Annotated in this window: 20 protein-coding genes and 2 tRNA genes; 13 read left to right on the forward strand and 9 right to left on the reverse strand. The window is 50.1% G+C overall.

Features of this window, described 5'->3' with window-relative positions; genetic code table 11:
- Positions 1 to 267: 267 nt before the first annotated feature.
- The 6 genes from V8Z93_RS08570 to V8Z93_RS08595 form a co-directional block, all read right to left on the reverse strand.
- Positions 268 to 606 carry a WxcM-like domain-containing protein gene (locus V8Z93_RS08570; RefSeq protein ID WP_217763566.1) on the reverse strand — a complete coding sequence of 113 codons (339 nt, stop codon included), beginning with the start codon at positions 604 to 606 and terminating at the stop codon, positions 268 to 270.
- Positions 607 to 1,101: 495 nt separating this feature from the next.
- Positions 1,102 to 1,172: transfer RNA gene (locus V8Z93_RS08575), tRNA-Cys, on the reverse strand.
- A gap of 48 nt (positions 1,173 to 1,220) precedes the next feature.
- Positions 1,221 to 1,291, reverse strand: a tRNA-Cys gene (locus tag V8Z93_RS08580).
- Between the two features lie 128 nt (positions 1,292 to 1,419).
- The gene (locus V8Z93_RS08585) at positions 1,420 to 1,587 is read right to left on the reverse strand and encodes a FeoB-associated Cys-rich membrane protein (RefSeq protein WP_238405128.1); all 168 of its coding nucleotides are present in this window, start codon (positions 1,585 to 1,587) and stop codon (positions 1,420 to 1,422) included.
- Positions 1,588 to 1,622: 35 nt separating this feature from the next.
- A complete protein-coding gene (locus V8Z93_RS08590) occupies positions 1,623 to 1,844 on the reverse strand; it encodes a hypothetical protein (RefSeq protein WP_203038777.1) in 222 nt (73 codons plus the stop codon).
- A 58-nt stretch (positions 1,845 to 1,902) separates the two neighbouring features.
- The gene (locus V8Z93_RS08595; RefSeq protein WP_203038778.1) at positions 1,903 to 2,715 is read right to left on the reverse strand and encodes a hypothetical protein; all 813 of its coding nucleotides are present in this window, start codon (positions 2,713 to 2,715) and stop codon (positions 1,903 to 1,905) included.
- A 174-nt stretch (positions 2,716 to 2,889) separates the two neighbouring features.
- Here V8Z93_RS08595 and V8Z93_RS08600 point away from each other — a divergent pair, with 174 nt between their 5' ends.
- From V8Z93_RS08600 to V8Z93_RS08635, 8 genes are all read left to right on the forward strand, one after another.
- Positions 2,890 to 4,164 (forward strand): replication-associated recombination protein A, encoded by a 1,275-nt coding sequence (locus tag V8Z93_RS08600; protein ID WP_203038779.1) that lies wholly within the window; start codon positions 2,890 to 2,892, stop codon positions 4,162 to 4,164.
- A gap of 82 nt (positions 4,165 to 4,246) precedes the next feature.
- Positions 4,247 to 4,891 carry a trimeric intracellular cation channel family protein gene (locus V8Z93_RS08605; protein WP_217763569.1) on the forward strand — a complete coding sequence of 215 codons (645 nt, stop codon included), beginning with the start codon at positions 4,247 to 4,249 and terminating at the stop codon, positions 4,889 to 4,891.
- 335 nt (positions 4,892 to 5,226) lie between these two features.
- The gene (locus V8Z93_RS08610; protein ID WP_439431267.1) at positions 5,227 to 6,759 is read left to right on the forward strand and encodes a glycoside hydrolase family 10 protein; all 1,533 of its coding nucleotides are present in this window, start codon (positions 5,227 to 5,229) and stop codon (positions 6,757 to 6,759) included.
- Positions 6,760 to 6,905: 146 nt separating this feature from the next.
- A complete protein-coding gene (locus tag V8Z93_RS08615; RefSeq protein WP_439431268.1) occupies positions 6,906 to 8,465 on the forward strand; it encodes an ATP-binding protein in 1,560 nt (519 codons plus the stop codon).
- 57 nt (positions 8,466 to 8,522) lie between these two features.
- Entirely contained in the window at positions 8,523 to 9,473 is a 951-nt protein-coding gene (locus V8Z93_RS08620; protein ID WP_439431269.1) for a M48 family metallopeptidase, read from the forward strand.
- 69 nt (positions 9,474 to 9,542) lie between these two features.
- Positions 9,543 to 9,995, forward strand: coding sequence for an NfeD family protein (locus tag V8Z93_RS08625; RefSeq protein ID WP_217763573.1), 453 nt, complete (start codon positions 9,543 to 9,545; stop codon positions 9,993 to 9,995).
- 60 nt (positions 9,996 to 10,055) lie between these two features.
- A complete protein-coding gene (locus V8Z93_RS08630; protein WP_203050223.1) occupies positions 10,056 to 11,009 on the forward strand; it encodes an SPFH domain-containing protein in 954 nt (317 codons plus the stop codon).
- A 31-nt stretch (positions 11,010 to 11,040) separates the two neighbouring features.
- Entirely contained in the window at positions 11,041 to 12,156 is a 1,116-nt protein-coding gene (locus tag V8Z93_RS08635; RefSeq protein ID WP_439431270.1) for a UDP-N-acetyl glucosamine 2-epimerase, read from the forward strand.
- 126 nt (positions 12,157 to 12,282) lie between these two features.
- Here V8Z93_RS08635 and V8Z93_RS08640 read toward each other — a convergent pair whose 3' ends face one another.
- Positions 12,283 to 13,254 carry a hypothetical protein gene (locus V8Z93_RS08640; RefSeq protein ID WP_439431271.1) on the reverse strand — a complete coding sequence of 324 codons (972 nt, stop codon included), beginning with the start codon at positions 13,252 to 13,254 and terminating at the stop codon, positions 12,283 to 12,285.
- Positions 13,255 to 13,377: 123 nt separating this feature from the next.
- Here V8Z93_RS08640 and V8Z93_RS08645 point away from each other — a divergent pair, with 123 nt between their 5' ends.
- The 4 genes from V8Z93_RS08645 (at position 13,378) to V8Z93_RS08660 (ending at position 18,222) form a co-directional block, all read left to right on the forward strand.
- Positions 13,378 to 14,139 carry a peptidylprolyl isomerase gene (locus V8Z93_RS08645; RefSeq protein WP_439431272.1) on the forward strand — a complete coding sequence of 254 codons (762 nt, stop codon included), beginning with the start codon at positions 13,378 to 13,380 and terminating at the stop codon, positions 14,137 to 14,139.
- A 310-nt stretch (positions 14,140 to 14,449) separates the two neighbouring features.
- Positions 14,450 to 15,658 (forward strand): L-serine ammonia-lyase, encoded by a 1,209-nt coding sequence (locus tag V8Z93_RS08650; protein ID WP_439431273.1) that lies wholly within the window; start codon positions 14,450 to 14,452, stop codon positions 15,656 to 15,658.
- 242 nt (positions 15,659 to 15,900) lie between these two features.
- A complete protein-coding gene (locus V8Z93_RS08655; RefSeq protein ID WP_439431274.1) occupies positions 15,901 to 17,352 on the forward strand; it encodes an ABC transporter permease subunit in 1,452 nt (483 codons plus the stop codon).
- Positions 17,353 to 17,484: 132 nt separating this feature from the next.
- Complete coding sequence (locus tag V8Z93_RS08660) at positions 17,485 to 18,222, forward strand: amino acid ABC transporter ATP-binding protein (protein WP_439431275.1); 738 nt, start codon at positions 17,485 to 17,487, stop codon at positions 18,220 to 18,222.
- Between the two features lie 367 nt (positions 18,223 to 18,589).
- Here the strand turns inward: V8Z93_RS08660 and V8Z93_RS08665 are convergent, their stop codons facing one another.
- A complete protein-coding gene (locus V8Z93_RS08665) occupies positions 18,590 to 20,278 on the reverse strand; it encodes a SulP family inorganic anion transporter (RefSeq protein WP_203038804.1) in 1,689 nt (562 codons plus the stop codon).
- 133 nt (positions 20,279 to 20,411) lie between these two features.
- Positions 20,412 to 20,954, reverse strand: a complete 543-nt coding sequence (locus V8Z93_RS08670) for a hypothetical protein (protein WP_439431276.1) — start codon at positions 20,952 to 20,954, stop codon at positions 20,412 to 20,414.
- 669 nt (positions 20,955 to 21,623) lie between these two features.
- Between V8Z93_RS08670 and V8Z93_RS08675 the strand changes: the two genes are divergently transcribed.
- Complete coding sequence (locus V8Z93_RS08675) at positions 21,624 to 22,979, forward strand: Na(+)-translocating NADH-quinone reductase subunit A (RefSeq protein ID WP_439431277.1); 1,356 nt, start codon at positions 21,624 to 21,626, stop codon at positions 22,977 to 22,979.
- Positions 22,980 to 23,024 lie beyond the last annotated feature (45 nt).

Consider the following 23,024-nt stretch of genomic DNA (forward strand, 5'->3'; position numbering starts at 1 on the left):
TTGTTCTTTACTGAATTTTCGCATGTGGTTCAAGAACGGGCTGAAGGCCCAAAAGCTCCTAGCCCAGGGCATCGCCCTGGGGATAATGGCAATCAGCAAGGCGCCCTGAAAGGGCAAAAGCTTTGTATATTGCCCAGTATTTTAAAGCTTTTGCCCTTACAGGGCGACAAGTTTGTGTCCATAATTACCCAGGGCGATGCCCTGGGCTAGGAGCTTCTGCCCTTTCAGGGCGTGTGGGGCTTACATGCGAAACTTGAGTTCTTTAAATTATGAAAGTTGCAGGATAACCGCCCCACTAGAACAATTCCTGACCTTGAATTCTACATTTTCTGCCAGATAAAGTCCCTGGTAGGGATGATTGAGGAAGAAAGAACCAGTAGATTCCCCATCCTTGATTTCTATCGTGAAGGATCCTGATAGAGCGATGAACACCAGTTTTGGATGGTGGATATCCTGTTCTAAGGAAGTTCCGGCAGGCATGCCATAGCGCCATTCCACATGCTTGATATGGAATGGGATATTCTTCTGCTCCTCGGCAACGGTCAGGTTGCCGCGCGGGTCGAATATCTTCGGAAGCTGTATGATGTTAGCTATTTCTTGTTTCATATTAGAATAACGCTGATGGGTGGGATTTTATTGTATAGGATGGTAGAGGTTTATGTTATCAAGTGGTAGGATAGTGGGAATAAAAAATTAGAGCAGCTATCTTCTCAGACAACTGCTCCATCTCAATAGGTATTAGTTTTCTTTAAGGTAAAAAGATTGTATTCAGGATAACGTTTGCAAAGGTACGAAATTTTGTTGGAATAAAAAAATAAAATGATAACTAATTTTGGAAAAAATTAAATTTTTAATAATTCCTGTCATGTTCATTTACTTTTTAGTGCAAATTGACAATTATTCCCCCAAAAAAATAAAGCTTTTGCCCTTACAGGGCGACAGGCTTGCATCCATTATTACCCAGGGCGCTGCCCTGGGCTAGGAGCTTCTGCCCTTTCAGGGCGTGTGGGGAAGTACTTGCGAAAGTTTAGTATAGTGATGGAAAGAAGAGAGGGGATATAAAAGCAAAAAAGAGACCCTTTCACAAGGATCTCTTTCTTGAGGTGTCTAGCGGAGTCGAACCGCTCTACACGGTTTTGCAGACCGTTACCTAACCGCTCGGTTAAGACACCAAGGCAAAATTCTAATATAACTCCTAAATAAGGAGGATTTATAGACCGAGGTGTCTAGCGGAGTCGAACCGCTCTACACGGTTTTGCAGACCGTTACCTAACCGCTCGGTTAAGACACCTTGTAGAGTTATTTGCTATCATTTCTGATAAGCGAGTGCAAAGGTACTACTTTTTTTTGAAACCACCAAATCTTTCGCCATCTTTTTTCGAAAATAATGAAAAAATCTTTAGAAACAATCAATTCTAATCATTTTTTCTTCTTCTTGCACTGCTCATAGAAAGCACAGCCCGCACACTTGTAATTCCGGTCGTGGCACTGGCTCACCTTCTTCCACGCCCGATAAATACGAATGGCGGCATACACGATGCATGCCGCCAGTATCGTAAGAATGATGATATACTGAGTAGTCATCATATCAATTTCTCCTATAGCTAGAAAAACGCCGGCGTTTAGCCTACAGCGTTGTAGCCATTTGTAGAGTTCTTGCGCATGATGTCACGGATGTTCATCTCCTTGAATCCGTCGGCACGATGCTGCTCTTCCAACTCCGCCTCCTCTTCGATGTCCTTTTCTGAGCGGGTGAAGGTGAAAGCCTTGTACTTAAATTCTGCGATAGCCCAACCTACGAGTGCTACCACGATCAATGCGATCAGTCCTAATAATGCTTCCATTTCTTTCTTTATTATATATAATAATGTGTAAATTCCAGTAACTCCAGCTTCCCGCGGCTTAGTAGTCTTCGTCAGCCACGTCCTCAGCATCGTCGAGTCCCAGGTTTTCAGGGTCCTCGAAGGTGGTGCGGTAGCTTTCCTCGGTCAGCTTGTCGTCATCGAATGCATCATCGTCCTCATCAGGATCGTTGTAGTGATCCTCAATCTCTGGTGCATCCTCATCGTCATCCTCGTCTGGGTCGAGCAGGTCGTCGTTGCGGTCCAACTCGTCCTCATCCATGAATCTCATGCGAATCTTCTCCTGCTTTGGCTTCTCCTTGGCAAAGATAGCCTCCACCCAGGTTCCCTTAGGCACCACGAGCACCTCGTAGTCGTCAGCCAGCTTCTTCTCGTAGAGGCCACCCGGCTTCTTCAGGCGATCCTTAGGAAGGGTAGTGGTACTGATGTCGAAACCGCTCTCGATGATATCCTTGATACTCTGTGAAAGACTGTCCCAGCCACCGCCGAAGTTACGCTCCAATACTTCGATGAGCTTGGATGCGGTGATGTGACCGATGTTCTCGTAGGTGAGGTCGGTGACACGCATGATAGGGCGCTTCTTGATGGCAAACTTCTCGTTCTTGTCGTCGATGCGGAGAGTGCCGATCTTGAAACCGCGTTCAATCAACTTGTCGAGCACTTCAGTGCGGTCCACTTTCACTTGCTCAACTTCGAATGCACTGCGAATGATGTCGAGGTATCTACGCTGATTGTCCTTCAGGTCGTTGTCTTTCTCGGCAGCTTCCCAAAGGCGGAAAACATCATTCTCCTGGATATCCCAAACACTGCTTTTTGACAATGTTTTGAGGGTGATAGTCTTTTCTTGTTTCATTGTTATAAATGTTTTGAATGCAAAATTAAATACTTCTTTTTATATATCCAAATTTTCAGCCCGTTTTTTTTCTATTTCCACGTTTTTTTTTCTTTTATCCCGATTTCTTGTGCACGTTTCATTTTTTTTCATTATCTTTGCAGCTAAAAATACCGAAGTAAAAAGAATTATAGAATGAGTGAACCGTTAGCAGAAAGAATGAGACCCCGGTCGCTTGCCGACTATGTGGGTCAGAAGCATCTGGTGGGGGAGGGTGCCGTGCTGCGCAGGATGATCGACGCAGGCCGCATTTCCTCTTTTATCCTCTGGGGACCTCCGGGCGTGGGCAAGACTACCCTGGCGCAGATTGTGGCGCAAACCCTGAAGGTGCCTTTCTATACCCTCTCTGCCGTAACCAGCGGCGTGAAGGATGTGCGCGAGGTGATTGAGCGTGCCAAGAGTGGAAGATTCTTCAACGCTGCTTCACCTATCTTGTTTATAGACGAAATACACCGCTTCTCCAAGAGTCAGCAGGACTCCCTGCTGGGCGCCGTGGAGAAAGGCATTGTCACCCTGATTGGCGCCACCACCGAGAACCCGTCGTTCGAGGTAATCCGTCCGCTGCTCTCCCGATGCCAGCTCTACGTGCTCAAACCCCTGGAAAAGGAAGACCTGGAGGGACTCCTGCAGCGTGCCATCACCCAGGATGTGGAACTCAGCCAGAAGAAAATCAATCTCAAGGAAACCGCAGCGATGCTCCGCTTCAGCGGAGGCGATGCCCGGAAACTCCTCAATATCCTGGAACTGGTGGTGGAATCGGCAGAATCTGATGAGGTGGTTATCACCGACAAGATGGTAGAAGAACAGCTTCAGCAGAATCCCCTTGCCTACGACAAGCAGGGCGATATGCACTATGATATCATCTCCGCCTTCATCAAGAGCATCCGTGGCAGCGACCCCGATGCGGCACTCTATTGGATGGCGCGCATGATAGAAGGAGGCGAAGACCCGCAGTTCATTGCCCGCAGAGTGGTGATCAGTGCGAGCGAGGATGTGGGACTGGCGAATCCGAATGCCCTGCTCCTGGCGAATGCCGCCTTCGATACGGTGATGAAGATAGGATGGCCCGAGGCGAGAATCGCCCTTGCCGAGGCGGTGGTGTATCTCGCCACCAGTCCCAAGAGCAACAGTGCCTACCTGGGCATCAACGATGCCATCGCCACCGTAAAGCAGACCGGCAATCTGCCTGTGCCGCTGCATATCCGCAATGCGCCAACCAAACTGATGAAGGACCTTGGCTATCACGATGGCTATAAATATCCGCACGATTATCCCGGCCATTTCACCGAGCAGCAGTATCTACCCGATGAACTGAAAGACGCCCGCTTCTGGCATCCGCAGCATTCTCCTTCCGAGGAGCGCCTGTACAACTGGATGGTAACATGCTGGGGAGAGAGGTTTAAGAGTTAAAAGTTTATAGTTTATAGTTGGTAGAGCCTAGCGGGATTGCTATAAACTATAAATTGTCAACTATAATAAATTACGAGAAAAAATGACTATTCATCAAGACCCGGAACTTGTCATGACGCTGCAGCGCATCATCGAGTTCATTGGAACCTTTGCATTTGCCCTTTCGGGCATCCGACTTGCCGCCAGCAAGCATTACGACTGGCTGGGCGGCTTTGTGTGTGGCGTGGCTGTGGCCATCGGCGGCGGAACCATCCGCGATGTGATGCTTGGCCAGCATCCTTTCTGGATGCTCAGCCCCATCTACCTTTTGTGTACGCTGTTTGCGCAACTGGTGGTCATCGTGTGCCACCATTATCTCAAGCGTCTCGACAACACGTGGTTTCTTTTCGATACCCTCGGTCTGGCACTGTTTAATATCGCCGGAATCCAGAAAACCCTCGATTGCGGTTTCCCGTTCTGGGTGGCCATCATCATGGGCTGCATCACGGGTTCCTTCGGCGGCGTAATCCGCGATGTGCTGCTCAACGAGGAGCCTGTCATCTTCCGTAAGGAGATTTATGCGATGGCATGCGTGCTGGGTGGCCTCTGCTATTGGGGATTGACCAGTCTGGGCATGAGCGTCTACATCACGTCCACCGCCTCATTCCTCACGGTCTGCATCATCCGTCTGCTCGCCGTGAAGTACCACATCTCGCTGCCTACGCTGCACGATGAAACGAATGAATAATTTATAATGAACTCAAGTTTCGCATGTAAGCTCCACACGCCCTGAAAGGGCAGAAGCTCTTAGCCCAGGGCATCGCCCTGGGTAATTATGGACACAAACTTGTCGCCCTGTAAGGGCAAAAGCTTTAAAATACTGGGCAATATACAAAGCTTTTGCCCTTTCAGGGCGCCTTGCTGATTGCCATTATACCCAGGGCGATGCCCTGGGCTAGGAGCTTTTGGGCCTTCTGCCCGTTCTCGAACCACATGCGAAAGTTCTGTAATGAATAATGTATAATTTATAATTAAACAATAACAATTAAAAATTAAGCAATAACAATAATTAAACAATAATTAATGAGAAGAGAGAAAACAATTTGGATGCTTCTGTTGGCGATGATGCTGATGTTACAGCCTACATCGCTGATGTTACAGCCTTCTTCGCTGATGGCACAGAACAAGCGAGAGTTCCGTGGCGCATGGATTCAATGCGTCAACGGACAGTTTATGGGGAAGAGTACCCAGCAGATTCAGACGATGCTTTCCAGGCAGCTCGACGAACTGCAGAAGGATGGCGTCAATGCCATTATCTTCCAGGTCAGAGCCGAGTGCGATGCACTCTATCCCAGCAAGATAGAACCCTGGAGCAAGTTCCTCACTGGCGTGCAGGGCAAGGCACCATCCCCTTACTGGGACCCTTTGCAGTGGATGATCGACCAGTGTCACAGCCGCGGCATGGAACTCCATGCCTGGATCAACCCCTATCGTGCCAAGCACGGTTCCACATCCCTGAGCCAGGTATCACCCCGAAGCGTGGTGAAGACCCGTCCTGATCTCTGCTTCAACTACGATAATCTGGTACTCCTTAACCCGGGACTCCAGGAGGCAGCCGACTATACCTGCCGTGTGGCAGCCGACATCGTGAGCCGCTACGACATCGACGGCTTCCATATCGACGACTATTTCTATCCATATCCCGCAGCCGGCAAGCAGATTCCAGACCAGCAGCTCTTCCGTCAGCAGGGCAGGGGATTCAGAGATATCGGCGACTGGCGACGCGACAACGTGAGCCGCTTCGTCAAGCAGTTGGGCGAAACCATCCATGCCGTTAAGCCATGGGTCAAGTTTGGCGTATCACCTTTCGGCATCTATCGTAACAGGCGCAACTCCCCAATCGGCTCCAACACCTTCGGATTGCAGAACTACGACGACCTCTATGCCGATGTGCTCCTCTGGGTGAACAATGGCTTCATCGACTACTGCGTGCCTCAGATTTATTGGGAGATAGGCAACAAGGCAGCCGATTACAAGACCCTCATCCAGTGGTGGAACAAATATGCGGGCAACCGACCTCTCTATATCGGCGAGGACATCGAGCGCACCGCCAAGTATCCTGACCCTGTGAATCCACGCAGCCACCAGTTGCCAGCCAAGCACCGTCTGCACCAGCAGATGAACAATGTGCAGGGCACCGTGCTCTGGTATGCCCAGACAGCTGCCGACAATGTGGGCAACATCGGTCATACCCTGCGCAACTATTACTGGAAGTACCCAGCCCTCCCGCCGTTGATGCCATTCCTCGACAACAAGGCACCGAAGGCAGTGAAGAGCCTGAAGATGGAGTGGACAGCCCAGGGCCCGATGCTCATCTGGAAGGCTCCGAAGGCGAGCCGCCGGAAGTGGGGCGATGTGGTAACCCGCTTTGCCATCTATCGTTTCGAGAAGGGTGCCAAGGTTGATCTCCGTGATGTGTCAGCCCTTCAGGCGGTGGTTTATGGCACCAGCTATAAGCTTCCATACGTAAAGAACAGGAAATATACTTATGTAGTCACCGCTCTCGACCGTGTAGGCAACGAGAGCAAGGGTAAGAAGAAAACCGTTTCGCTTTAAGCGAAGCTTTCGAAATATTGATGTTCCCGGCTCGGAGATTCAGTGGAATCTCTGGGTCGGGATTTATTTTTTGTTAAAATCGTAGAAATACTTGGTTGTTTCGGGGATTTGATGTATATTTGCAATTCATTAGATAGCATTTGATTATGGCAAGAAAATTATATCCTATAGGAATTCAGACATTTGAGGAAGTCCGCAAGTTGGACAACCTCTATATCGACAAGACGGAATACATCTATCGTATGACGCATACGGATGGAAAGTATTTCTTCCTGAGCCGACCACGCCGTTTCGGTAAGTCGCTGCTGGTTTCTACCTTTAAGAGTTATTTCGAGGGCAAGAAGGAACTCTTCGAGGGGCTTGCCATCGAGAAGCTGGAGAAGGAGTGGAACGAATATCCCGTGCTGCACTTCGACCTGAGCAAGGGCAAGCACATGGAGAAGGAGCAGCTGAATCGTTATTTGTTGGATATTATTGAGAAGCAAGAGGCTAGGTTCGACTGCAAGAGCAATAAAATAGATGTTAATATTCGTCTTGACGCTTTGATAAATGCCGTTTACCGGAAGACGGGCAAGCAGGTGGTGGTGCTCATTGATGAATATGACGCTCCGCTGCTGGATGTGGCGCATGAGAAGGAGAAACTCGATGAGCTCCGCAACACGATGCGCAACTTCTATAGTCCTCTGAAGGGAAATGAGTCTATGCTCCGTTTCGTCTTCCTGACGGGCATCACGAAGTTCTCGCAGCTGAGCATCTTCAGCGAGCTGAACAATATCACCAACGTGAGCATGGATGAGCCTTATGCCGGTATCTGCGGTATCACCAAAGAGGAATTGTTGACCCAGATGAGCGATGACATCGACGCTCTTGCCGAGCATCTGGAACTGAGCAGGGAGGAAACCATCCAGGAGCTCAAAGACCATTATGACGGTTATCACTTCACTTGGCCATCGCCTGATGTCTACAATCCTTATAGCTTGCTGAATTGCTTCGCCAAGCAGAAAATGGATTCGTTTTGGTTTGGATCCGGTACGCCTACTTTCCTGATTGAAAAAATGAGGGAGTTTCATGTGCTGCCTTCGCAACTGGGAAAGGTGAGGGCTAAGGCTGCATCCTTTGATGCTGCAACGGAAAGAATGACATCGCTCACTCCGCTGCTGTATCAGAGTGGCTATCTTACCATCAAGGATTATGAAAAGAAAATAGATGTCTATACGCTCGACTTTCCTAATAAGGAAATCGAGGTGGGACTGTTCGACAGTTTGCTGCCGGGTTACCTCGGGTCGGAAATAGATGCGGGAAGGGTTGTGGTAGCTGACATTTCTACCTATATTAATAATGGTGAAATGGATGAAGCCCTGCAATTGTTGGCTGATTTCCTGGAAACCATTCCGTATTGTGACAACACCCACTACGAGGGTCATTGGCAGCAGACGCTCTACATCATGTTCGCCCTGCTCACCAACTATGATATCCTCGTGGAGCAGCATACAGCGAAGGGCAGAATCGATATTACGATGGAGACTGCAGATACCATCTACGTGATGGAGCTGAAGTTCAACAAGAGTGCCGAGGAGGCTCTCGCCCAGATAGAGGCAAAACACTATGCCGATGCTTTCAAGATGAGCGGCAAGAAGGTGGTGAAGATAGGCTTGAACTTCTCGGTGAAGGACGAGGTGAACTGCCTGGAATGGAAGATAGAATGAATTGATGCAGAGATTGAATTGGTATCATGAATTGTATAATGTAAACAAAATGTAAAGATGAAAAAGAAGAGAATGAGAGCTTGGGCGCTGGGAGCGATGGCAACTCTGATGTTGGCTTCCTGCGGCACCACGCAGACCGTGCCTCTGACCGGTAGAACACACCGCATTTCGGTTTCGGATGCGCAGGTGTTGAGTTTGTCGAACCAAGAATATACCAAGTATATGGCTTCTGCCAAGAAATCTACCAATGCGGTGAAGACGGCGCAGGTGGAGAGAGTGGGTAAGAGACTGGCAGCTGCCGTGGAAACTTATCTCAAGGAAAACGGATATGCCAGTGACTTGCAGAACTACTCCTGGGAATTCAACCTGGTGCAGGATAATAGCGTGAACGCCTTCTGCATGCCGGGTGGAAAGATTGTGGTTTACGAAGGACTGCTCCCAGTGGCTTCGAGCGACAATTCGCTCGCCATCGTTCTGGGACACGAGATAGCGCACGCCGTGGCTAAGCATAGCGCCGAACAGATGTCGAAGGCGCAGAACCAGCAGGTGGGCACCAGCATCCTGGGCAGTGTGCTCAACCAGACTGTGGGAAGCGGAGTGGGCGACATGGCGAGTGCCGTGGCAGGACAGTATTTCTCTTTCCGCAACCTGAAGTATTCGCGTGAAAACGAGACTGAGGCTGACTACATGGGTCTCATCTTTGCCGCCATGGCAGGCTACGACCCCCAGCAGGCGATTCCTTTCTGGGAGCGCATGGCTGCGGCTTCGGGCAAAAGCAACAAGAGTGATCTCTTCAGCGACCACCCTTCGGATGCCAAGCGAATCGCTGCCCTGAAAGCGGCGATGCCTACTGCCTTGAAGTATTACAAGCCGCAGAATGGGGCATATTCTACTTCTGGTGTATCTTCAAGGTCTTCAAAGTCATCAAAATCTTTCAAGACTTCAAAGACTCCGGTAAGAACCATCAAGGCCAGTTCGCTGAGCGGTTTCTCTTCCAACAAGAAATAAGTTCTTCTTTCACGGAGAAAAAAAGTTCTTCTTTCACGAAGAAAGTAATCATTAAAAATATCATTAGCTATGATGGACTACATCTCTCAAAACCTATGGCTATTCTGGACAGTCATCATGTTCATTTGCCTGATTCTGGAGTTGTCTTCGGGCGACTTCTACGTGACTTGTTTTGCCATCGGTGCGCTCATCAGCATACCGGTGGCGGTGATGGACGCTCCCTTCTGGGTGCAGGTGGTGGTATGGGCGGTATGCTCCGTGATGAGTATCCTGCTGATCCGTCCGCATCTGGTGAAGGCTATCCGAAAGGGTGCTGATGAGCGCAAGAGCAATTCGGATGCCCTGAAGGGACAGATAGGAGAGGTGACCCAGACCATCGTGGCTGGCGGATACGGAAGAGTGAAGCTCGATGGCGACGACTGGAAGGCGGAGGCGCCCGGATGCAGGGAGGATATCGCCGAGGGCGCACGCGTAAGGGTGAAGGGACACCAGTCTATCATCCTGCAGGTAGAGGAGTACTAGCAAGCTGCCGAAACCTGAAGAAAGTTACAGAAAGAATATAAACTTTAAATTATAAACATCATGGAAATAGGACTTTATGTATTAATCGCTCTAGTGTTACTTGCACTGGTTGTGGTAAAGAAAACCATCGTCATCATTCCCCAGAGTGAGACCAAGATTATCGAGCGATTGGGTCGCTACTATGCCACCCTGAAGCCGGGTATCAACATCATTATCCCGTTCATCGACCAGGCGAAGACCATCGTAGCGATGCGTGGGGGTAGATATACCTATACCAACAACATCGACCTTCGTGAACAGGTGTATGACTTCGACCGACAGAATGTGATTACCAAGGATAATATCCAGATGCAGATTAATGCGCTGCTTTATTTCCAGATTGTGGATCCTTTCAAGAGCGTGTATGAAATCAACAACCTGCCTAACGCCATCGAGAAGCTGACCCAGACCACCCTGCGTAACATCATCGGAGAGATGGAGCTGGATCAGACCTTGACTTCGCGCGACACCATCAATACCAAGCTCCGTTCCGTATTGGACGATGCTACCAACAAGTGGGGTATCAAGGTGAACCGTGTGGAGCTGCAGGACATCACACCTCCCGAGAGCGTGCTCATGGCGATGGAGAAGCAGATGCAGGCTGAGCGTAACAAGCGTGCCACCATCCTGACCAGTGAGGGTGAAAAGGAGAAGCAGCGTCTGCTCTCTGAGGGTGAGAAGGCTGCCATCGTCAACAAGGCTGAGGCTGCCAAGCAGCAGGCTATCCTCAGGGCTGAGGGTGAGGCTACGGCGCGCATCCGCAAGGCTGAGGCTGAGGCGATTGCCATCCAGAAGATTACCGAGGCGGTGGGCCAGAGCACCAACCCTGCCAACTATCTGCTTGCGCAGAAGTATATCACCATGATGCAAGAGGTGGCTCAGGGCAAGGACAACAAGGTGGTTTATCTGCCATACGAGGCTACCAATCTGATGGGTTCCATCGGTGGCATCAAGGATTTGTTTAACAGTAAGTAAATTTTTGTTTAACAGTAAGTAAACTTAAAATATGAATAAGAAAATTTGTATTGTGGCTGGAGCGAGACCTAACTTCATTAAGGTGGCTCCGGTGATTAGAGCGATAGAGAATGCCCATAAGCAGGGCGAAGATGTGGAGTATGAGCTGGTGTTCACGGGTCGTGAGGACGACGAGACGCTGGAGGATTCCCTGTTTTCTGACTTGGACATCAGGAAGCCGGATGTGTATCTGGGCGTGGACTGCGAGAACATGAACGAGCTTACCGGACAGGTGATGGCTCAGTTTGAGCGCTATTTGCAGCAGCATCCTACGGATGTGGTCATCGTGGTAGATGACCTGGCTTCTACGATGGCCGTGGCTATCGTTACCAAGAAGCAGGGCGTGAAGCTGGCGCATATTGCTGCGGGTACCCGCAGTTTCGATATCACCATGCCGAAGGAAATCAACCGACTGGTGATAGATGGTCTGTCGGATATCCTCTTCACGGCGGGTATCTCGAACAACAGCATTGCCAACAAGGAGGGAGCCGAACTCTCTAAGGTATATATGGTGGGCAATGTGCTCATCGACAACATCCGATTCCTGCAGCAGCGCATGCAGCGCCCTGCCGTGATGGACCAGGAGCATCTGGAAGAAGGCAAATATCTGTTGCTTACCTTGAACCGCAAGGCGATAGTGAACAACATTGAGGAGATGAAGAAGCTGATTTCCACCATCGATGGGGTGGCAAGAAAGGCGGGCGTCAAGGTGTTGGCGCCTCTGCGTGGCAAGGCATTGGGATTCGTGCTGGCTTTCAAGGCTTACCAGGATGTGGCTGATCATCAGTCGGGCATCATGGTGGTGCAGCCTCAGGGCTATCTCGACTTCTCTTATCTCGCTGCCCATGCCATGGGTGTGATCACGGATTCGGGCAATGTGGCTGAGGAGGCTACCTTCAACGGTGTGCCTTGCATCACGCTGAACAGTTATACCGAGCACCAGGAAACGGTGACCGTGGGTACGAACGAGCTGGTAGCTGAAGACCCTGAGAAGCTGCAGCTGGCGATGGAGAAGATTGTGAAGGGCGAATGGAAGAAGGCCGGCATTCCGGATAGATGGGATGGCAGATCGGCCGAGCGCATCGTTCAGATTATTTGTGGAGAATAAGTAAATCCAGACGCCCTGAAAGGGCAGAAGCTCCTAGCCCAGGGCAACACCCTGGGTAATCATGAGCGCAAGGTTGTCGCCCTGGGCTAGGAGCTTCTGGGCTTTCAGCCCGTGTGGGGCTTTCGTTTATTTCACCGGATAATCGTATTGCTTATAATAGGTAGGCGTCTTCGGGGTGTTATACCAGTTGCCCTCAACACTCACTCCGATGGAGAAATTCTTGTTGGTGTATCTTACTCCGGCTCCCAATACGTTGGCACCGGCGGCACCCATACCGTATCCGCCTGGCATCACACCCATGCCCCAGGCTCCGGGATACATGCCGTAACCAAACGGACCATAGCCATATCCTCTATAACCATAGGGACCATAGCCATATCCGGCATACCTATTATATATAGAGTTATAATTGTTAGCCACGCTCACCTGACCATAAACAAAAGCCTCCCAATGCTCGTTGAATTTATACCCCAGCATGCCATACACGCCACCATCATGGAAGTTGTCGCTTCCGTAATTGATGTTGTTGATGTAGGTGCCCAGCGCCATCCACAACTTGTTGTCCTTGGTGAGGGGTGTGAGATAGGTGGCGTTGATGGTCTGGGTGAAGCCGCCCCAGTGAGGGGCATTCTTGCCGAAAGTAGCGAAAACCGAGAGATCTATCGAAAGATTCAAACCCTTGTGCAATCCCCAGCCGTAGCCATATCCGTTCCAGCCATATCCGTTTCTAAATCCATCATTTCCAAATCCATCCCCAAATGCCCCGCTATTGGCAAGATTGGAAATCGGATTGTTGTAGTAATCGCTATCCTTCGGATTCTTCAAGGCATTGTTTAACCCATTGCCCATTCCATAAATCTCGTCATTTGCTGAATTACCAGCGATGTGCCTCAGTGGGGTATAGGTATGCTTCATCGGCTTGCCGCCATAAACCACGGTCTTTCCGTCCTGATAAACGGTGTCGCCAGGTAGCAGCCAATCCTCGCGCGGGCTATCCGGACTATGCAATGGTCCGAAGCTCACGTGCTGTGCTTGGGCTTTCATTCCCAGTAGAGCGAAGCCCAAGAGAAGAAGATATAATCTCTTTTTTATCATCATATTATAATTTTCCTTATTTTGAACGCAAAGATATAAAGAAAGTTCGAGAAAAGCATAACTTTTTAGAATAAAATCATTATCTTTGCAATCGATAACAATTGATTCGATAAAATTCATAAGAAAATGAAAAAAATACTATCTTTCTGCGCCGTCCTGCTGATGGCTTGCTCGGTAAATGCGCAGGCTCAGACGAATGCACAGCAGAATGCTTCGGATGCAAAGGCAGGTCAGGCACAGCTTCTCCCATGGGAGACTCCTCGCGACACCACCTGCCACGAAGTGCTGCTCGAAACCACATTGGGCAACATCCGTGTGGCCCTCTATAACGATACGCCGCACCATCGTGACAACTTCCTGAAGCTCGTGAACAGCGGCTACTACAACGGCTGCATCTTCCAGCGAGTGATCAAGAACTTCATGATTCAGGGTGGTGACTACTCCTGCCGAAAGGTGAACCCGGGAAAGGTGGAGAAGTTTGATGTAGACTATACCGTGCCTGCCGAAATCATCTATCCTAAGTACTACCACAAGCGTGGACAGCTCTGTGCGGCGCGCGAGGGGGACGATGAGAACCCAACCAAGGCTTCGGCTTCCACCGATTTCTATATCACCTGGGGCAGAAACTTCTCGCCACGACAGATGGAATACTATGTGGAGAAGGAGAAGAGAGAGGGCAAGTCGTATGCCATCCCATCCGTCGAACTGCAGCAGGGATATATTAAATATGGTGGCGTGCCGCATCTTGACAACGGATATACCGTGTTCGGAGAGGTGCTGGAAGGTATGGATGTGGTAGATAAAATCCAGAATGTTGCCACCAACAAGGAGAACAACGACCGACCGCTGGAGGATATCGTCATCACGAAGGCGACTCAGGTGAAATAATAATTAACTCAAGTTTCGCATGTAAGCTCCACACGCCCTGAAAGGGCAGAAGCTCCTAGCCCAGGGCATCGCCCTGGGTAATTATGGACACAAGCTTGTCGCCCTGTAAGGGCAAAAGCTTTAAAATACTGGGCAATATACAAAGCTTTTGCCCTTTCAGGGCGCCTTGCTGATTGCTATTATCCCCAGGGCGATGCCCTGGGCTAGGAGCTTTTGGGCCTTCAGCCCGTTCTTGAACCACATGCGAAAGTTCAGTAAATAAATAATTGATTAACAATTTAATAACCAAAACATTATAAACGAGACGAATATGAAATCATTAAAGGAATTATACAGAATAGGAAAGGGTCCTTCGAGCAGTCATACCATGGGTCCCCAGCGTGCAGCCAAGCTTTTCCTGGAGCGATGTGGCAATGCTTCCTCTTACGAGGTAACACTCTATGGGGCCCTCGCTGCTACCGGCAAGGGCCACATGACCGATGTTGCCATCGAGGAGGTGCTGAAGAAGCATATCGTGCATATCAACTGGGAGCCTCAGACCTTCCTGCCTTTCCATCCCAACGGAATGAAGTTTGTGGGCAAGGACCTGAATGGCGACGTCATCGACGAGTGGACGGTGTACAGCATCGGCGGCGGTGCCCTTTCTGATGGCACCGAGGGTCACGAGGAACTGGGCGCTGACGATGTCTACGACCTTCATACCATGGCTGATATCCAGCAATGGTGCTACGAGAATGGTCGTGCCTTCTGGGAATACGTAGAGAAATGCGAGGATAAGGATATCTGGGATTATCTGCGCAAGGTATGGGAAACCATGAAGCAGTCTATCCGCAACGGTCTCAACCACGAGGGTGTGCTGCCTGGTCCGTTGAAGCTTCAGCGCAAGGCTGCCACCTATCATATCAAGGCAAAGGGCTATCGGGCTTCCCTGCAGAGCCGCGGCTTGGTTTATTCCTATGCCCTGGCGGTGAGCGAAGAGAATGCTTCGGGCGGAACCATCGTTACGGCACCTACCTGTGGTGCCTGCGGCGTGCTTCCTGCCGTGCTCTATCACATGCATACGGCACACGACATGAGCGAAGACCGCATCTTGCGTGCCCTGGCTACTGCCGGACTGGTGGGCAACATCGTGAAGAACAATGCCTCTATCAGTGGTGCCGATGTGGGTTGCCAGGGCGAGGTAGGCGTGGCTTGTGCGATGGCTTCGGCTGCGGCATGCCAGCTTTTCGGAGGCAGTCCCGCCCAGGTGGAGTATGCTGCCGAAATGGGATTGGAGCATCACTTGGGTATGACCTGCGACCCTGTTTGCGGCCTGGTTCAGATTCCTTGCATCGAGCGCAACGCCTTTGCAGCCGCCCGTGCCCTGGATGCCGACCTCTACGCCTCCTTCTCTGATGGTCACCATAGCGTATCCTTCGATAGAGTGGTAGAGGTGATGAGACAAACCGGTCACGACCTGCCATCGCTCTACAAGGAAACCAGCGAGGGCGGCTTGGCAAAAGGCTTTAAAGGAGAATAATCGCCCTGAAGTAGAATACTCGGACTTCCCGACACGCCCTGAAAGGGCAGAAGCTCCTAGCCCAGGGTAACACCCTGGGTAAAAATAGCAGTTAGCAATGCGCCCTGAAAGGGCAAAAGCTTTTTATTAATTAGATGATTTATAACAGATTAAAACGATTTAGTTTAAGTACTTTAGTAATAGCAGTCTGCCTTCTTCTGGCTTCCTGCGGCTCGGAATCATCTTCCGAAAACAGAAAGCAGATGAAGACGAAGGCGGATTTGCAGGGCGCCGTAATCGGCGTTCAGCTTGGCACTACCAGCGATGGTCTTGCCACCGAGTTGGAAAAGAAGGGGGATGGTACCAAGGTGGAACGCTACAACAAGGGAGCCGATGCCATCCAGGCACTCCTTCAGGGTAAGATAGATTGCATGGTGACCGATGAGGCGCCTGCCAAGGCTTTCCAGCGGGTGAACCCATCGCTCCAAATCCTGCCCGAAACCTTCGATGCATCCTCTTTCGCCATCTGCGTTGGCAAGGATCATGCTGAGTTGAAGCAGTCTATCAACCATGCCATCCGCATCCTGAAAGCGAATGGCGTCATCGATTCCATCGTAAACCGACATCTGGAACGGGGCATTGCCGTGGCGTATACGCCAAAGACTTCAGATGCGAAGAAGATGGGACCGGAAACCTTGCAGAAACTCGGTTTGAAGAAGAGTCTGCGCTTCGCCACCAATGCCACCTTCGAACCTTTCGAGTATTACCAGAATGGTAAGATTGTGGGCATCGATGTGGATGTGGCGAATGCCATCGGCGATGTGCTGGGTGTGGATGTGGAGATACTTGATATGGAGTTTGATGCCATCATCACCTCGGTACAGGCGGGTAAGGCTGATGCCGGAATCGCCGGTATCACGGTTACTCCGGAGCGAGAGAAGAATATCGGGTTCACGGATTCCTATGCCGATGTGCGCCAGGTAATCATGGTGAACTCGGGTGATGCGAAAGTGGCTGATTTACAGCATGGATTCGTTGATAAGCTCAAGTCGTGCTTTATCGATGATGGCCGCTATCAGTATATGCTCCAGGGCTTGGGCAATACCCTCATCATCACCTTCTTTGCCATCATCCTTTCCGTGATTCTCGGCACGCTGATAGCCATCGTCCGTGCCCGCCACGAGCGCAAGGGCGACTGGAAGATTCCTAACATCATCTGCCAGTTGTACCTTACCATCATGCGAGGCACGCCAACCATGGTGCAGTTGCTCATCATCTATTACGTGGTGTTTGCGTCGGCAGATGTCAACAAGATTTTCGTTGCCGTCATTGCCTTCGGCTTGAACTCAGCGGCATATATTGCCGAGGTAATCCGTTCGGGCATCATGTCGGTGGATAACGGACAGATGGAGGCGGGCAGGAGTCTCGGTCTCTCTTATGGCAAGACGATGCGCCTCATCATTCTGCCGCAGGCCTTCAAGAACGTGCTTCCGGCAATGGGCAACGAGCTTATCACCCTGCTCAAGGAAACGTCTATTAGCGGCTACATCGGACTGGTGGATCTCACCAAGGGCTCGGATATCATCCGAAGCATCACCTACGAGGCTATGATGCCATTGGGCGTAGTAGCGCTGGTCTATCTCTTCCTGATCTTGGGTCTGAATGCCGGGGTAAGGAAGCTGGAAAAGCGATTAAGAAAGAGTGAAAGGAAATAGTGCCCTGAAAGGCAATTTTGCAAGTTTTTCGCAGCACGCCCTGAAAGGGCAGAAGCTCCTAGCCCAGGGCATCGCCCTGGGTACACGAGCAATTAGCAATGCGCCCTGAAAGGGCAAAAGCATCAAATAATTATGGATAAAAACGAGATAATCAAGATAGAGGGACTTCGCAAGCGCTTCGGCGACAACGAGGTTCTCAAGGGCATTACCACCTCCATCCATCAGGGCGAGGTGGTTGCCATCATTGGCCCATCGGGTTGTGGAAAGAGTACCTTCCTGCGCTCCATCAACCTGCTGGAGCAGCCTACCCATGGCAAAATCTACATCGATGGCGTGGATATCACCGCCTGGGATGTAGATATCAACAAGATGCGCCAGCGTGTGGGCATGGTGTTTCAGCAGTTTAACCTCTTTCCCAACATGACCATCCGCCGCAACATCATGCTGGCTCCGGTGGAACTGGGAAAGATGACAAGGGAAGAAGCCGATGAGAAGGCTACCGAGCTCCTTACCCGCATCGGACTGCTGGATAAGGCAGATTGCTATCCCGACAGCCTTTCGGGCGGACAGAAGCAGCGTGTAGCCATCGCCCGTGCCCTGGCGATGAATCCCGAAGTATTGCTCTTCGATGAGCCTACGTCTGCGCTCGACCCCGAGATGGTGGGTGAGGTGTTGCAGCTGATGAAGGATGTGGCTGCCGAAGGAATGACCATGGTGGTGGTGACGCACGAAATGGGTTTCGCCCGTGAAGTGGCGAATCGCGTGCTCTTCTTCAGCGATGGCTATATCACGGAAGATGGCACACCTGAAGAAGTCTTCAATCATCCGAAGTCTCCAAGACTCCAGGAGTTCCTGGGAAAAGTCTTGTAAGAAACTTCATTTTCTTCATTGTGATTTTCTTCATCGGATTACGCGGAGTTATCGGAAACATTCTTGCTTTTCGGATTACGCACGGAATTTAAACGGATTTGGCCTTACGGCCATTGGGCTAGCGCCGTAACGACTGGCTTGTGTGATATTATGGCTCGTCTTTGTTTCCTGCTTTAGGGGGTATCGCCACGACCGTCAGGTCGAGTTTCTGTTTAAATTCCGTGCGTAATCCGAAAAGCAAGAATGTTCCGTTTCTTCCGTGTAATCCGATGAATATTAATGAACATTAATTATAAATAAAAATCCGATGCATATCTTTTGATAGATATCCATCGGATTTTTCAACTGTAATTGTAATCGTAATCAATTACTTCTTATTCTCGATAATCTCCTCAGCACGCTTCAGCGCCTTGCTGATATGATCCGTGATGTTCTCCTTGCCAAGCATATTGTAGAAACCGGCCTTCTCCAACTGCGCGTTTACCTTCTCGCAAACACCAGAGAGAACCACCTGGATATCCTCTTTCTTACTCATCTCGCAGAGGTTTGTGAGGTTGTGAATACCCGTAGAATCAACAAACGGAACCTTGCGCATGCGAATCACACGAACCTCAGGACGGTCGCCGAACGCAGCCATCACCTCCTCAAACTTATTACCCGCTCCGAAGAAGAACGGACCGTTGATCTCGTAAACCTCCACACCCTTCGGAATCGTATAGTGCTCCAGGTTGGTAGAAAGGAAGTCATACTCCTTGTTCAAGTCAATCTCATCCTCTGTAACTGCCGTAACATCAGTGGTTTCGCTCATTCGCTTCATGAAGAGCAGACAGGCGATAATCAAGCCCACCTCGATGGCAACAGTCAGGTCGAAGATGATGGTAAGGAAGAAGGTAATCAGGAGCACGGTAACGTCGCTCTTAGGATTCTTCATCAGTGCCAGGAAACTTCTCCAGCCGCTCATGCCGTAAGAAACCACTACCAAAACACCTGCCAGACAAGCCATCGGGATGTACTTGGCAAGAGGCATGAGGAACAGGAAAATGAGCAGCAATACCACAGCGTGGATGATGCCCGCAACAGGAGTCTTACCGCCGTTGTTGATATTGGTCATGGTACGGGCGATGGCACCAGTGGCAGGGATACCGCCGAAGAGGGGAGAGGCGATGTTGGCCAAACCCTGGGCTATCAGCTCGGTGTTGGAATCGTGATGGTCGCTGATTACACCGTCGGCTACGGTAGCAGAGAGCAAGCTCTCGATGGCACCCAGGATGGCGATGGTGATGGCTGGAGACACGAGGCTCTTGATGGTCTCCCAGTTCATTTCTGGAACCTGAGCCGCAGGCAACTCGTTGCTGATAGAGAAGCGGTCGCCGATGGTCTCGATGCTCTCAACTCCGGCAAACTGCTTGAGCAGCAGTGCCACAACGGTCATCAGGATGATGGCGATGAGCGAACCCGGAATCTTCTTGCTGAATCTTGGAGTGATGGCGATGACCACCACGCTCACCACGCCGATGAGGGCGCACCAAGGGTCGATGGTGTCGAAACTCTGGAAGTAGACACCCCATTTCTCCAGGAAGTCAGAAGGGTTAGAAGCCAATGTCAAACCAAAGAGGTCCTTAATCTGCGTGGTGAAGATGGTTACGGCGATACCGCTGGTAAAGCCCACCACGATAGGGTAAGGGATGTACTTGATGATGGTACCTAAGCGGAGCAGTCCGAAGAGCACCAGGAAGAGACCTGCCATCAGGGTAGCGATGGTCAATCCCTCGAATCCATATTTCTGGATGATGCCATAGATGATGACGATGAATGCTCCTGTAGGTCCGCCGATCTGCACCTTACTTCCGCCGAAGATGGAGATGATGAGACCTGCTACGATGGCGGTGATGATACCCTTCTCGGGTGTCACGCCAGAAGCGATACCGAATGCGATGGCCAGAGGCAGGGCTACGATACCAACGATGATACCTGCCATGAGGTCAGACATGAATGTTTTCTTGTTGTAGTTCTTCAAGCAAGAAAACAAACTCGACTTAATTGCTATTGCCTTCATTTAAAAAGTTTTGTTATATAATTAATGTGATTTTGCTTCGTTATCCGAAAATCGAGTGCAAAGGTACAACTATTATTTCATATAACAAAATCTTTTTTAAACTTTCTTAATGTTTTTGAACCGCAAAGGGCTCTTACTGCAGCTGCGTCATGTGGTAGCCCAGTGCCTTCAGCTGGATGGCAGCACCCATCAGATACATCTGGTGGAGGGCGGCGATGAAGCCTCGGAAGGCTGCCTCGGTGCCTGGCTCAAAGCCCTGGTGGATGAGCAGGGTATAGGTGCGGGCTGCGCATTCTGCCACGAGTGCCGATGTAGCCTTGTGCTCGTTCTCATCGAGCAGAAGAACGTTGTCGAGGATATGGTCGTCCATGTGGTCGAAGTCGATGCGGTCGCGCAGGTAGGTGTAGAGATTCTCTACCTTACTATATAGCTCCCAGTCCTCGTCCCAATACTTAGCCACGGCCATGCCCACGAACATGATCCAGCCCAGCGCCACGGTAGGGTATTTGGTGAATTCCCTCATGGCATCAGGCAGATAGGCCTCGCCAATCTTCGCCCACTGCTCCTCGATGTCCGGAGCATCCGGCAACTGATTATCTACCCGGTTTTTACCTGCAAGATACATGTGAAGATCCTGCTTGAAAATCTCTTCAATCTTTTTGCTTTTATTTTCCATTATCATATTTTGTTTATTCTGTTCTGAACTTTCGCATGTGGTTCGAGAACGGGCTGAAGGCCCAAAAGCTCCTAGCCCAGGGCATCGCCCTGGGTATAATGGCAATCAGCAAGGCGCCCTGAAAGGGCAAAAGCTTTGTATATTGCCCAGTATTTTATAGCTTTTGCCCTTACAGGGCGACAAGTTTGTGTCCATAATTACCCAGGGCGATGCCCTGGGCTAGGAGCTTCTGCCCTTTCAGGGCGTGTGGAGCTTACATGCGAAACTTGAGTTCTGTTCAAATAATCTGTTCGAAACAGATGGGCCTTATGCCCTGATAAGATGCAAAGGTACGAAAAAATGGGGAGAGACGGATATGAATTAATCTTTTTTAGGATAGAAAATTCGCAGGATGCGGCAGAATCTTTCATTATTTCATGTAGAATTGTCAAGTGCAGTAGTCAATTTGATAGTATAAGATGTTACAACACTATCAAAATACCCGATTTTTCGATTCCCAAAACAAATAAATCTCTCGTTTTCTTCTTTATTTTATTTTTTTTTGTTAATTTTGCAGCAGCATAGAATGTATGAATAGCAAAAATAACTTCTGAAATTTCGGAGAAACGGAATAAATAACAGAATAAGTAAGAAAATCAGTTTTTAAAAAATAATATTTTTAATGTAGTTATGGCAAATGTAATTAAGTTACGTAAAGGCTTGGACATTAACCTTACGGGTAAAGCTTCCAAGGATGTAGCCATCCCTGTGGTACAGGCAGCCGAGTACGCACTCGTGCCTGCAGCCTTCGAGGGAGTTACACCTAAGGTGGTGGTGCGCGAAGGCGACCATGTCAACGCCGGAGACGCCTTGTTTGTCAACAAGGCTTGCCCAGAGGTGAAGTTCGCTTCGCCAGTGAGCGGTCAGGTTACCGCCATTGAGCGTGGTGAGCGACGCAAGGTGCTCTGCATCAAGGTAAAGGCAGACGCTGAGCAGACCTCTACGGATTTTGGTAAGAAAAACGTTGATGCCCTGGATGGCGCAGCCGTAAAGCAGGCTCTGCTCGAGGCAGGCTTGTTCGGTTACATCAACCAGCTGCCTTATGCTGTATCCACCACTCCGGATACCACGCCTAAGGCTATCTTCGTTTCTGCCCTCCGCGACATGCCGCTTGCTGCTGACTTCGAGGTGGAACTCGAGGGAAATGAGCAGGCTTTCCAGACAGGTTTGACAGCCTTGAGCAAAATTGCGAAAACTTATCTTGGCGTCGGCGTAGATCAGCACTCAAATGCTCTCGGCGAGGCTAAGAACGTAGAACTCAATGTCTTTGATGGACCATGTCCTGCCGGAAACGTAGGCGTTCAGGTGAACCACATCGACCCGGTGAACAAGGGTGAGGTGGTTTGGACCGTTGACCCTGCTTCGGTTATCTTCTTCGGTCGCCTCTTCCTCACAGGTAAGGTGGATCTCCACAAGAAGGTGGCTGTCGCTGGTAGCGAGATGAAGAAGGCAGGTTATGCTAACGTGCTGGTAGGTACTTCGTTGGCTGCTTTCGTTGAAGCACAGTTGAAGACCACAGCTCACGTTCGCCTTATCAATGGAAATCCTCTTACAGGCGTAAAGACCACAATGGCAGATTACGTAGGTGGCCACACCTCAGAAATCACTGCCATCCCAGAGGGTGACGATTGCGACGAGATGCTGGGCTGGATTCTTCCACGCACCAACCAGTTCTCTACCTCACGTTTCTATCTCTCATGGCTCTTCGGCAAGAACAAGGAGTACAATCTCGATGCCCGCATCAAGGGCGGCGAGCGCCACATGATCATGAGCGGCGAGTACGACCAGGTTCTTCCTATGGACATCTTCGGTGAGTATCTCATCAAGGCCATCATCGCAGGCGATATCGACAAGCAGGAGCAGCTCGGTATCTACGAGATTAGTCCTGAGGACTTTGCGGTAGCTGAGTTCGTGGATAGCTCTAAGCTCGAATTGCAGAAGATAGTACGTGAGGGCTTGAACATCCTGCGCAAGGAGAACGCTTAGTTTTAGTTTACAGTTGACAGTTTATAGTTGATAGCAATGCTGCTA

The organism is Segatella copri, assembly GCF_051861805.1.
Classification (GTDB): domain Bacteria; phylum Bacteroidota; class Bacteroidia; order Bacteroidales; family Bacteroidaceae; genus Prevotella; species Prevotella copri_M.